The sequence below is a fragment of the Selenomonas sp. AB3002 genome (assembly GCF_000702545.1).
Classification (GTDB): Bacteria; Bacillota; Negativicutes; order Selenomonadales; family Selenomonadaceae; genus Selenomonas_B; species Selenomonas_B ruminantium_A.
Genome location: NZ_JNIO01000004.1, coordinates 15,533 through 27,329 on the forward strand (window position 1 = coordinate 15,533; position 11,797 = coordinate 27,329).

12 protein-coding genes and 1 pseudogene are annotated in these 11,797 nt (G+C 43.5%); 10 read left to right on the plus strand and 3 right to left on the minus strand.

Going from position 1 to position 11,797, the window contains the following annotated elements; translation table 11 throughout:
* Positions 1–189: 189 nt before the first annotated feature.
* The 9 genes from P159_RS20510 (at position 190) to P159_RS0105030 (ending at position 8,004) form a co-directional block, all read left to right on the plus strand.
* The gene (locus tag P159_RS20510; RefSeq protein WP_318253507.1) at positions 190–387 is read left to right on the plus strand and encodes a helix-turn-helix transcriptional regulator; all 198 of its coding nucleotides are present in this window, start codon (positions 190–192) and stop codon (positions 385–387) included.
* 442 nt (positions 388–829) lie between these two features.
* Entirely contained in the window at positions 830–2,023 is a 1,194-nt protein-coding gene (locus P159_RS0104980) for a hypothetical protein (RefSeq protein ID WP_185753615.1), read from the plus strand.
* 186 nt (positions 2,024–2,209) lie between these two features.
* Positions 2,210–2,653 carry an RNase H1/viroplasmin domain-containing protein gene (locus tag P159_RS20515; RefSeq protein ID WP_029542052.1) on the plus strand — a complete coding sequence of 148 codons (444 nt, stop codon included), beginning with the start codon at positions 2,210–2,212 and terminating at the stop codon, positions 2,651–2,653.
* Between the two features lie 197 nt (positions 2,654–2,850).
* Positions 2,851–3,360, plus strand: a complete 510-nt coding sequence (locus P159_RS0104995) for a helix-turn-helix domain-containing protein (RefSeq protein ID WP_029542055.1) — start codon at positions 2,851–2,853, stop codon at positions 3,358–3,360.
* Positions 3,361–3,481: 121 nt separating this feature from the next.
* Positions 3,482–4,063 (plus strand): recombinase family protein, encoded by a 582-nt coding sequence (locus P159_RS0105000; protein WP_029542022.1) that lies wholly within the window; start codon positions 3,482–3,484, stop codon positions 4,061–4,063.
* Between the two features lie 88 nt (positions 4,064–4,151).
* Positions 4,152–5,090 carry a hypothetical protein gene (locus P159_RS0105005; protein ID WP_051650139.1) on the plus strand — a complete coding sequence of 313 codons (939 nt, stop codon included), beginning with the start codon at positions 4,152–4,154 and terminating at the stop codon, positions 5,088–5,090.
* Between the two features lie 471 nt (positions 5,091–5,561).
* Complete coding sequence (locus tag P159_RS0105020) at positions 5,562–6,386, plus strand: hypothetical protein (protein ID WP_029542057.1); 825 nt, start codon at positions 5,562–5,564, stop codon at positions 6,384–6,386.
* A gap of 312 nt (positions 6,387–6,698) precedes the next feature.
* A complete protein-coding gene (locus P159_RS0105025) occupies positions 6,699–7,067 on the plus strand; it encodes a hypothetical protein (RefSeq protein ID WP_185753616.1) in 369 nt (122 codons plus the stop codon).
* 637 nt (positions 7,068–7,704) lie between these two features.
* Positions 7,705–8,004, plus strand: a complete 300-nt coding sequence (locus tag P159_RS0105030) for a hypothetical protein (protein WP_185753617.1) — start codon at positions 7,705–7,707, stop codon at positions 8,002–8,004.
* A gap of 254 nt (positions 8,005–8,258) precedes the next feature.
* On the opposite strand, the gene P159_RS0105035 is transcribed toward P159_RS0105030, so the two are convergent.
* Both P159_RS0105035 and P159_RS20225 read right to left on the minus strand, forming a co-directional pair.
* Positions 8,259–8,678, minus strand: coding sequence for a hypothetical protein (locus P159_RS0105035; RefSeq protein ID WP_029542032.1), 420 nt, complete (start codon positions 8,676–8,678; stop codon positions 8,259–8,261).
* Positions 8,679–8,879 carry a hypothetical protein gene (locus P159_RS20225; RefSeq protein WP_185753618.1) on the minus strand — a complete coding sequence of 67 codons (201 nt, stop codon included), beginning with the start codon at positions 8,877–8,879 and terminating at the stop codon, positions 8,679–8,681.
* A 329-nt stretch (positions 8,880–9,208) separates the two neighbouring features.
* On the opposite strand from P159_RS20225, the gene P159_RS21135 reads away from it, so the two are divergent.
* Positions 9,209–9,337 carry a hypothetical protein gene (locus P159_RS21135; protein WP_318253506.1) on the plus strand — a complete coding sequence of 43 codons (129 nt, stop codon included), beginning with the start codon at positions 9,209–9,211 and terminating at the stop codon, positions 9,335–9,337.
* A gap of 1,901 nt (positions 9,338–11,238) precedes the next feature.
* Here P159_RS21135 and P159_RS0105045 read toward each other — a convergent pair.
* A pseudogene (locus P159_RS0105045) lies at positions 11,239–11,797 on the minus strand (hypothetical protein); the annotation flags it as partial.

Consider the following 11,797-nt stretch of genomic DNA (forward strand, 5'->3'; position numbering starts at 1 on the left):
GAGAATAAATCCAACCCCCCCGGGGGCTCGATTCCTGGGGAGGTGGCTCATCAGGTAGGACGTGGAAGAGCTTGTCAAAAATATAATTTTAAAAATTCCCCTATAGAAATGTGGATAGATGCGTTTTATCTCGTAATACCCGCAAATAGAAGGGTGGTCATAGAGATGCAAAAAGTAGACCTAAATCTGATGAGATTGATTAGAAAGTACCGTAAGTTAAGTGTTGAGCAAGTGGCCAAACGTATAGGGAAGACCCGTACGGCCATTTGGAGATATGAGTCTGGTGTCACAGATATGCCGGTGAGTTTGCTCTGCAAGCTCATGGATATCTATGATGTACCAGTGGATAGGGTGTTCAAGGATGTATATGATGGAGGTCGCAAGTGAGATTTGACTATGATGAATTAAGGAGACTTCGTAAGGTGAACTACTGGCGGCAATGTGATGTAGGAAAGATGATGCATTGTTCTACTTCAAATATTTGTAAGTGGGAATCAAGGCAACTAAAGCTTACTATCGATGATTTTGTAAGGCTGTCTGAAATATATGGTGTTCGTGACTTTAATAGGTTTTTTATTGACAGGCGGAAGTAGCATATATTTCTGCTGGTTAGAGGATTATATAAGGCGCAAGGATTTTAAGGTAGTTTTGTATAGGCAATCCCTTGTATATCAAGGGATTGCGACAAGTTGTAACGGATGTAAATCCTTGCTAATAGACTATTGTATACGGAGGATATATGATCCATACTTTCGATATAAGGAATGTATTGTCTGAGACTGAGGTGCGTAAAATTTTACACCTATTGGAGAGAGGTTTAAATCGCCCCTTGGAAGAGGCTATGGAGTGTTTGATGGGGCGCATGATAAAAGATACTACACAGAGAAGCAACGGCAGCTATCTCGATGATTGCAATAAACTGGTTCCTCTCGATGACTATAACTGCTCTACGAAGCGAATAAATATCGCTCCAAATGTCCTTGGCCTTGGTATCAATGCTATAAATATCATGCGGGTATGTGAGAGGAGCAACAAGAAACAAGAAAAGGGCGTTTCCTATGGGGTTCTTCGCTGTTATTTCTATTTGACTCTGGATATAAATCCACGAACCCTGTCAAATCCGGCGAGTGTCAATACAATCGAGCTGTATAAAGCAAGTGATGCTAACAATGCAAAGCTGGTCGAAGCATTTAGAAATACCATGATAAATGCTCTCTGCAGGTTGGATGACAGCTTAATGCATTTGTGTAGTCTACCTGATTGGAACTGCTGCCGCATAGACTACACACTGAATATGAAGTTTCCCACCAACGAAGAGAAGAACATCTTCTGGTGCCTTACACATAAGACCTCTGCGTATAACAGAACTGAGTGCAAGCGAATAAAAGGCATGAAGATGATGGAGCAGTCAGCCGCTGAGGGTAATAAGTCGTATAAGACAATGTTTTATGACAAACTTGAAGAATGTAAGGATACATACCAAAACCTGAGAGAACCTGAACGTAGCCGTCTATTGGCTGAGGCTGATAAGGTCATCAGGATGGAGCACCAGGCATTTAAAGGCGCTATAGGTGCTATGGTAGCGCGATATAAGTTGCCTAATCGTGGCATTATGTGGTTCTTGTCAGAAACTATCGCTAAAAATGAGTTACTTTGTCGTTATGACAAGATGGTTGGTACAGGGGACTTTTATAAGAGGGAAGAGGCAAAAAGGATAATACTGAAGAATATATCCAAGCCGTCTGAACAAGAGAAGCTTATCCAATTGTTGGAGCTTATTGCCCAGAAGCGCCATATTGATATAGCTAGAGAGGTTTTCACATGTAAAGTAACAAAGGACAGTGATACTGAGGAAAATGTTGGTGGCAGGACATTCCCTTTGGCACATGGAACGGCAAAGACATTCAGTGAACGTATAAAGAAGATCCGGGCGTTGGGAATAAATCCGATGTTGATTACAGATAACTCGCCCCAGAATTGTTTGGCCAACCCCAGGCAACTTATAGAGGAAATTGAAGTTTGACCTGGTGGAGCGCTATATGGGTATCAAAAAATGTGCTTTTTGCAAAAACGAGAGAAGCCTTGATTTTTCGTGGGTTCCAAAGTCAATTTTGCTGAATTTGAAAATTATGCACCAATTATGCAGTTATAGCGACAATTTCGTTGAATATGAGCAGATTAGTAGGTATATAAACACGGAGGAGAAATAATGGCAAAGAAATTCTATGCAGTGGCAAATGGTCGCAAGACGGGAATATTCGAATTGTGGGCAGAAGCCGACAGGCAGGTAAAAGGCTTTACAGGTGCGCGCTATAAAGGTTTTAACACTCGTGAGGAGGCAGAGAAATTCTTGGAGGAAAGTAAAGCAGTATACAAGGTGGATCATATATATGCTGTAGCAAGAGGCAGAGTTCCGGGAGTATATTATTCTTGGGATGAGGCGGAGGCACAAACTAAAGGATTTAGCGGAGCAAAGCACCGTAAATGCAAGACGATAGAAGAAGCAGAAGCATTTATTGCAATGTATAAGATAAATGACTCTGATTTGGCTGCAGAAGCGCGTACAGCCGAAGATAATTGGAGGAAGGAAAACTATATCCCCTTCAATAGGAGCGTAAGTCATAATCACAAGCATAAGATAGAAATACCATAAGGTTCATCCTGGACTTAATATGTGTACAAAACTGGTGACTAGGCTGTAAACAAAAATTAACAGCCTAGTCTCTTTTTTATGATAAAGATTTTTGAGGTTGAATTTTATCATTGAAGCGATAAGTTGTAGCTTTACAATATATGGCAGATGTAGTATATTTAAAGCGATAATATTATTGATACAAAGAGGGTTAATATATGGCTAAATTTGATTTTGAACAAATGTTGCTTATGGCAAAAGATGCCAACCAAGATGGGCTGAAAGAGTTTGGATTGGATTTCTTAGCTGAGGCTTTTGTCATGCTATATAACCGATATGATTGTGATAGAGTAGAAAGACCGCGATATGATGAGCAAATATATCGTATAAATGAGCTTCGTAGGAATCTACTGGAAAATGAGGATCAGAGCCTTCTAACCAGTCGTATACATGATATGGAGCGACAACTTACTGAGACAGAAATGGAACGGGACAATCTACAGGATGAAAATGAAGAGCTTGAGAATACCTTACACAGAGCCAGGAAGCGCATAGCTGAACTCGAACAGAAGTTGGCCTTGGTTCCGAAGGCAGGCCGACCAGACAAGTATGATGCGAAGTTTCGAACAGAAGTCAGGTCTTACTATAAAGCAGGACATACATACAGAGAGACAGCCGAGCACTTCAATATTTCCACTAATACTGTTAGTCGTTTTTTGAAAGATTGACCATGCCTCGCAGGGGGGGATGCGTCAGAATTTGACAATTTTGGCGCAGGTGGCTCTATACGGGACTGCCTGTGCTCTGTGAGTGTCAGAAAATATGTCCAAAACGTAGGGAGGGGTATTTATGATCTATGGCTATGCACGCGTCTCCACGAAGAAGCAGTTGGAAGGTAATGGCCTCGAAGCACAGGAGAAGGCTCTGTTGGTTGCTGGTGCTGACGAGGTAATCAAAGAGCAATACACTGGCACAACCATGCAGAGGCCCCAGCTGGATGCTTTGGTGGAACGTATGACAGAGGGGGATATACTGATGGCGGCTAAGTTGGACAGGATAGCCAGGACTGCCGCCGAAGGCGCAACACTCATTCGCAGCTTGCAGGAGCGTGGCGTGGCTGTCAATATACTCAACATAGGTGTTCTGGACTCATCTACTACTGGCAGACTGATGACGAATGTACTGCTTGCCTTTGCTGAATTTGAGAGGGATCTCATCGTAGAGCGCACCCAGGCTGGCAGGGAAGTCGCCAGAACACATGCTGGCTACCGGGAAGGACGGCGGCCATTGCCTCAGGCCAGGAAAGATGCGGCTGTGGAAATGATTAGCAGAGGACACAGCTACAAAGAAGCCTGCGAGGCTACTGGACTCAGCAGGTCGACTGTCTTGCGGGCAGTGCGGGCAAGCAGGGGAAAACAGATTGTTTCTTGATGTGCTTAAGCCTTGGCTGGCAAAGGATTGACAAGCCTACCTCCTATGCTAGAATGATGTTAAGAATTCTCTTGAAAGGAGCCACCTCATGGCAGAGATTAAAGACGAAGAAGAACTGAAAGCCCTATATGATGCGTCCTGCAAGAAGGTGCTCTCAGAGAAGGGCATAGTGGCTCACATACTCAAGACTTGCGTGGAAGAGTACGAGGAGACCACTATCGAAGAAATCATCGAATGCATCCAGGGCAAGCCGGATATAGACAAGATTCTCGTCCAAGATGTCAGCCTGCCCACGCGTGTAGGCAGTGAGCAGACTGAAGATGCCTCGGACAAAGAAGGAACCATCTTCTATGACATTCGCTTCACCGCCACGGTGCCTTCAAGCGATGACGAAGTCATAGAGCTTATCATCAACCTTGAAGCTCAGAATGATTTCCATCCCGGCTACCCGCTACTGAAGCGCGGGGTCTACTATTGTGCCAGGATGATTTCCAGCCAGTACGGCACGGTGTTCGTTCAGTCTGATTACGGCAAAATCAAGAAGGTCTACTCTATCTGGATCTGCACCAATCCATCGCAGGAAAGAGAGTACACCATCACTAGCTACAAGATGACGGAGGAGAATATCGAGGGTGGCGCCAAGGCAAAGAAGAAGGACTACGACCTTCTGGATGTCGTTATGGTCTGTTTGGGACAGAAGAAGTACAACGAACTGACAGGGCTTCTGAGTATGCTGAATATGGTGCTGAAGGACAATTATCTTAGCAGTGCAGAAAAAAGAGAGAAGCTAGAGAATGAATTCAAAGTGGAGATTACTCCGGAACTTGAGAAGGGAGTGGCTGATATGTGTAATTTGAGTGCTGGCATTGAGAGACAAGGAATTGACAAGGGCAAGACTGAGATTGTCCTCGAAATGCTCAAGGAAAATCAGCCATTGGACTTTATTTCCCGTGTATCTAAATACTCTAAGGAGAAGATAGAAGAAATAGCTCGCCTGAATGGTGTTTCTCTGACTCCCGGAACTTGAGAAGGGAGTGGCTGAGATGCGCAATCTGAGTGCAGGAATTGAGAGACAGGGAATTGAGAAAGGTCTTCAGCTGGCCATGAAAGAGACTGAAGAACGGGCCAAAGATATGCTTCGCGATCACATGGAGCTTTCCTTGGTAGAGAAATACACTCGGTTGCCGCCGAGCGTATCAAGGAGTTGGCTCGGGGAATAGGACAAGGGGCACATGCCTGACGACAATTATATGATGAATGATAACAAGAGCGAGGCTGTGCCTCGCTTTTTTGCTGTCTCTGCACTGCTCATGGCGTGATTGGAGGCGATTTCCGCTTAACTTTCACATGTGTTATATATGCTTATTCTATAATGTGTTATAATATATACAGAAAAATCTAAATGAGGGGGCGATGACATGGAACAAGAGAAGTCTAGAGAGAAGTTCATTGTCAGGAGCGTGCGGGGCCGCAGGAGGCTTTTGACCTGCTGAAGCAGATGAGCGATGAAGGTTTTGAGAACCAGGGGGAGGCTCTGGAGTATCTGGTAAACCTCTACAATATCGAGGAAGGGCGCAAGAAGACTGGGCGGGAGACTGAAATTGACGAGTTCCGCAAGCACTTCAACCGCATTATGGATATGTACCTGGCCTCTTTGGCTCTGTGCTCTGATGCTGAAGATAGAATTAGGGAAGGTTTTTCTGTCCGCATGGAGAACCAAGAGCAGGAGATAAAGCGTTTGCGTGAGCAGTCGGCTGAACGTAAGGAAAAAATAGATGCTTTAGAGAAGAAGCTGGAAGATAAGCAGGCGGAGCTTGATGCACAGGAAGAGGCATTGGCTAAGGCAAAAGAAGAGCGTGATGCTGCTATCAGCGACCATGATAAACGTGAGGCTGCTATCCGTAAGCAATTGGACATGATTGACACGCAGAGTAGGGAGCTTGCCGAGAGCCGTAATCAGATTGCAAAGCTGACCGAAGTCAAGGACAGCCAGGTTGATGCGGTTCATCAATTGAAGGAGCAGGTAGCTTCCCTGACTGCCAAGCTGGAGAACCTTGATGATTACAAGCAGCGTTTGTCTAGGGCACATGATGAGTTACAGGCGGCCTCTGATCGTGTATCTGAATTGAGTGAGAGGCTGGCCGATGCCAAGGCCAAGTTGGAGGCAGCTGCCAAGGATAAGGAGAATGCTGTTCGTGAAGCCAAGGTGCAGGCGGCACAGAAGGCTAGTGACAAGATTGAGCAGCAGCAGGTGTTATATAGCAATCTCATGGAGCGTTACGAGAAACTAGGGGAACGTATGCGTCAAGTGGGGCAGGCATAAGGCGCGGAGGAAGATCTTATCCAATATTGCAGGAGTTTCTTGCATATTGATAGAAATACAAGGGAGACTTGAGGAGGTATAATAAAGATTGGTTATAAAATAATGGAAGAATTATATAAGGAAATTATTTTTAGGCACAATTATGGGACTGGTATTGCTAGTAAATAGTAATGCAGTAGAGATTCTGATTATTGGGGGATTTTTCATATAGGATAAATTATTATGTTATAGAAGAGAGACTTAAGGCTGTAGACATGAATGGTTTTGGGTATTGTAAGAGTAAAGATAACTATGATTTATGAGGAAAAGACTATGAGATTTTTTAAATTTATATTAACATGCCTTTTTATATCGCTATGTACATTGATTACAAATCCACAACATAGTGCGTATGCCCATCCGCTTGTAAGAATAGATTATGGTGATATTATTCATGGACAGCACTCATGGTGGGCTGTAGATAAAGGCTCATTAAAGCATGGCGGAAGAACAAGTGATAAAAAAGATTGGACTTGGGTTGATATCGAAGTGTCTTATGGCAATTACTATGAAGAAATAGAGTTTAGAAATATCATTTTGTGTCAACCCAAAACGGGTGGGAATATACCTGGAAAGGCTGGACGGGAAAGCACGCACCAATTTCATCAGGTCGAGAAGAACTGGTTTCTAATGATCGTCTAGCTAATGATATCTTATATATTGCGTTGCATTAAAGTTTCGAAAAAATATATAGAGAAAGAAAATTATATATTCAGATTAGTTGGCGGTGGACAACCTAATAATTTCATAACGGAGGACTATTATTATGAAGCGTTTAATTTTTATCGTAATTATTTGCTTTGTTTTATGTATAGGATTATCTGGATTTGCACTTGCAGAGGACGTTTATTTGGAATCTCGTAGTATTAACGCTACTGGGAGTAAAAATTAGATTCATATTTGGTCACGGAAAGCATATCTATTACGAATGATGTATGTTATGCTGATGTGAAAGAAGTATACAAAGGAAATCTTTTTGATATGGTTAATTATATGTTCTGTTTCAGTCCCAAAAGAGATAGTTGGGTGTACAAGACGAAATCTGGTAAAACTTGGCTTTCACTAGAAAATAACAGTATTGCCTCAAAAATATTTTATGGATATATTGAGCCACGTTTGTGATTATAAATTTAAAATTATGGTGTAATGATAATCGGATGGGAGTGGGTTTTTCTATGATGAAGAGACTATTACTTGCTGTAATAGTTATGTTTGCTTGTGTTGGTGGAGTTGTGTTGTCTCCTAAGGATGGAATTTTGTCTTTGGTAGAGCTGAAGCTGTGCAAGTATATACTATTCCTAAATACTTAAATAATGATCCTAACTGGCCATGTATATGGCCAGGAGGGAATGTTGGAACCTATATGGATGTATCTTCTGTAGTCTCTAAGGATGGTTGGCAGTATTATATAGAAGCGTCTGTGAATAATAATACTGATGCTATATTTGGAACTAATACTGTAGCAGTGAAGAGGAAAGGGGACATGATTTATACTAAGGGAAATCCTCATGGTATGCCTATAGATGTTCCAACCCCTGCTTCTAATGCTTGGAAAATTATTAACGGCTTTGCTCGTTAATGCTCTAAATATATGGAAAATATTAGTCATATTGCGTATTAGGAAGTGGTGAGATCACGCACTAGCACAGGGGCAGACGTGATATAGATTCAATGTATAGCAAAGACCCGTCCAATTCGGATGGGGCTTTGCTATTTTTGAATATGTTGCTTTTGTTGTTCAACAAGTAAATTGTCGTATTTTGAAGTGTTGGATATGTTGCTTTTGTTGTTCAACATTACCAACATATCCAATAGTGCCAACATAAAGTTGTATCAGCTAAAGAGGCTTTTGTCTGTCTTCTTGTCGAGGCCTAGTTTGTGCCTATTCTGTTCCAGTGCTTCTACCACTGGCTTCCAGTGTTCTTCATACAGCTGATCGACGGCTTGGCTCATAAACTGATTGACGCTGATGCCACTCATCTTGGCGAGCTGCTTGATCATGTTGGCCTGTCGGTCGGGAAGAATCAGATGGATATGTTGCTTGCCTGGAAATTGCCTGGGAGTTTTCTTTTGAGGTTGTATCTCAGCATTGTCAGTATCTGATCGTTGGTGCTGCTTCTTTTGTTGTTCAGCGTATTCATAAATATCAATATGCTCTTTGGTAGGCGCTTGTGGTGCGAACATGTTCTCTGCTGCACTCTTGGACTTATCGAATGGGTTAGCACCGGCTGCTATCGTTATCTTCTTTCCCATTTACTTTGCACTCACTTTCTTCAAGACATCAACATCAAAGATTTCCTTTATGAGTTGCGCATAGTCAATGGCGGCATTGGATTTGGAATCATGCGTGAATATGTCCGTAAGAGCTGCTTGAGCTTCTTTGATGGCAATGGCCTCGCGAATGCGGCTATCAAAGACGACAGTTTTTAACTGTTTGGCTGCTGCATCAAACAAGATCACGATTTCCTTGGTCAGATTGGCTCTTCCCTGAAATCTTGTCAGAACTATGCCAGAAACCTTCAACTGGGATTGGCGTGCTCTTTGACAGACTCAATAGTTTCGTAAAGCTGGCTCACACCCTGAAGGGAGAGTATATCTGCTGTGCGGGTATAATCACATAGTCTGCAGCTACGAGTGCGTTATTGGTGAGAGTGCCGAGTGCTGGAGGCGTATCAACCAAGACATAGTCGTATTCGCCTTTGAGTTCCTTAAGCGCGCTTTGGAGACGGTATGGACGAGACATCTGGTCAGTAAGGCGAGAATCAATAGAGGCGAGAACATAGATGCGGAACTATGTCGAAAAGATCAAGATGCTGTATGCATCGTTTATGGAGTTCTCTTTTGCCAACTTCGAGCATGGTGACGGTATTCTTGTCCTGTGCATCAGATATGGCATGGCAGATGGAGGTTAGATGCTTTGAGGATCGAGGTCAATGAGCAGCACTTTGAAGCCTGCATGAGAGAGTCCGGCACCTATGCTTTGCACAGTTGTTGTTTTACTGACGCCGGCCTTTCTGGTTGGCTACGGCGAATATTTCCATATATATCAGCCCCTAAAAAATTTTTTCTTATATTATACCACAAATGTTGTTCAACACATACAGTGTGTTTTTGTTGAACAACATATCCAACATACCACAATATATAGTATATAAATTGTATATATTTAGTTCCTACCACTAATCAGTGTTGGATTGTATGAACAACATATCCAACAAAAGCAACAGTATATATACGTTGGATGTATTGGATATGTTGTTCAACATAAGGATATGTGAGGGCCAGTCCGAGCTATTGACGAGGCATAATGTAAAGATGCTATGATATTCATGGTTCATAAACTTGCATACAGATGTTTGCAAGAAACCATAAAAAAGAATGAGCCCTTCGATATTTGGCGGTATCGAAAGGCTCTCAATATTCACAGCTCCAACTTGGGTTTGGCGACCTTGCTGGATGCTCTCACCGGAACGGCACTCCGGTTTGATACTGCGATATGCTTTGTTTGTACGCAGGCTTGTTGCCTATGCGTATACGGAAATTATAGCAAATCCCAGGTATCAAATCAAGTATTTTAGTAAGTTAGGAGCCTGTCCGTGAGAGGATAGGCTCTTTTTTGATGCCAGCTGTAGACGATGTTGAGCGGCAAATCATCGGCCAGTAAAAGAACCGGCACGGCTAATCACCGTGGGCTGCACCGTTAGATGGCGGCGGGTTACCGCAGTTAAAATTCAATCCAGAAGCTCTGCGGGGGCAGTTCCTGCAGATGAGGGCACCGAGACGTGCGGTGTCCAACAACAGTCCTGAGATGCCCTTCACAAGGGTAGACGAGGCAGGCGGTGCAAATCATGGTAAGTTTCAGACCTGGTCATGTTGTCGGGGTGATAGCCGACTGAAGCACTGTTCCATCAGCAATGATGGTAGGTGGACGATAGCGACCGACCGATGGGCGTCAAAATCGCACACTCTACTACAGAGAAATCGAAGATTTTCTCGACTTTCCTGTGGCAGAGCGTCCTCCGCTCCCTCTCTCCGAAGCGTATCAAAGAGCAACCACCTACACAACCTCTTAAAAAGAAAAAGTTACCTAATCGAGATAGTAGGCAAGGCGTTGCTAAGGTGAGAAAATGCAATGCATCGTGAAGCAGTTGGCATAGCTCGCACCCCTTTTGCACCGTCCGACGTATATAGAGGTCGAGCGTTGACTGGAAGTGGGATTTGGTACAAATCACACTGGAAGGAAACGCAGCAGAGCCGTAGTTTGTCTTCCAAAATGAAAGTCAGCATTAGTAGGAAAACGTTGAGGTGACAATCATGGGGTCTAGGGGAGATTTTTTTTTTGAATATAGAATGTACCTAAGGATAGAATGTCGGGGTTGATTTGGGAGGTGTATTCATCTTGAGAAAGTTATTGTCTATTCTGACAGTGGTGACTATGTTACTTGTGCTTTTTGGTAGGGCAAGTATCTGCAAAGGATTATTGGGTATATACTCATAGCGGTAGTGGTATGCAGTATTATGTGAGTAGTGAAGGTTCAGATTTCAGGCCAGGTTATGGTAACAAGCATGCAAAGGTAAAGATAGTTGAACCTAAAGGTAGAAATTCTTGGTGAAACTTGGAAGTTTGGGTATGATGAGGGGAATGGTATTTTAGTACCAAGAGTAGTCTGTGGGAATCTGTTCCTGTTAGGAATTCTCCTCCAGCTCAGGCAATATTGAACTTTGGGTTAGCGCATTGGAGCAATAAGGGGTTTGTTGAATGATTTTTAGGAGGGCTTCTAGCCCTCCTTTTTCTTATAATAAGTGGCATAATTTATGCCTCCTTAGCATCTGAAAGTGACTGGACATTGCTGGCAATGTCTTCAATGTCCTGGGTGAAGACGCCAGAGCCATGGCAAGCAGTTAGGATGGCGTCAACGTAGGAACGCTTCTTGGCCATCTTGAGGATAGTGTTGAGGTTCCCGGCGAAGTCACTGCGCTGATATTTCCGCTCCTTGCTATTGCAGCTGCCAAGGCCTACTGCTATGACGGTACCTTCCTTGTCATAGATGGTGGTCTCTACTTCATAGAGTACAAAAAGCTGGTCGAACTGCTCGATACGATTCAAGATGCGGCTGGTGCTCCGATAGTTGAAGATAGAGGCGAGCTTTTCAGCTCCAGCTTTCAGCAGAGCAGGCTTGCGACCACAGCCAGGGATAGTGTTGTAGTCTGTACCTGGCTTCAAGTAGTTGCTGACAATATCTTCTATATCAGTAGGAGTAGCATTGCTCTTGGATGCGCGGCTTCCCTTGGCGGGAGATGCCTTCTTGCTGGTAGTCTTGTTGGTTGACTTGGGGCGGGCTTTTCTTCCATTTCCTTCTGTTGGGGAGCCG

What these genes read in the sequence shown, in the direction of transcription:
- P159_RS0105005 (WP_051650139.1), top strand. Translation starts at nt 4,152, where the DNA reads ATGGCAGAGATTAAAGACGAAGAAGAACTGAAAGCCCTATATGATGCG.
- P159_RS21135 (WP_318253506.1), top strand. Translation starts at nt 9,209, where the DNA reads ATGCGGAACTATGTCGAAAAGATCAAGATGCTGTATGCATCGTTTATG.
- P159_RS0104995 (WP_029542055.1), top strand. Translation starts at nt 2,851, where the DNA reads ATGGCTAAATTTGATTTTGAACAAATGTTGCTTATGGCAAAAGATGCC.
- P159_RS0105000 (WP_029542022.1), top strand. Translation starts at nt 3,482, where the DNA reads ATGATCTATGGCTATGCACGCGTCTCCACGAAGAAGCAGTTGGAAGGT.
- P159_RS20510 (WP_318253507.1), top strand. Translation starts at nt 190, where the DNA reads ATGAGATTGATTAGAAAGTACCGTAAGTTAAGTGTTGAGCAAGTGGCC.
- P159_RS0105020 (WP_029542057.1), top strand. Translation starts at nt 5,562, where the DNA reads ATGAGCGATGAAGGTTTTGAGAACCAGGGGGAGGCTCTGGAGTATCTG.
- P159_RS0105035 (WP_029542032.1), bottom strand. Translation starts at nt 8,678, where the DNA reads ATGGGAAAGAAGATAACGATAGCAGCCGGTGCTAACCCATTCGATAAG.
- P159_RS0105025 (WP_185753616.1), top strand. Translation starts at nt 6,699, where the DNA reads ATGAGATTTTTTAAATTTATATTAACATGCCTTTTTATATCGCTATGT.
- P159_RS20515 (WP_029542052.1), top strand. Translation starts at nt 2,210, where the DNA reads ATGGCAAAGAAATTCTATGCAGTGGCAAATGGTCGCAAGACGGGAATA.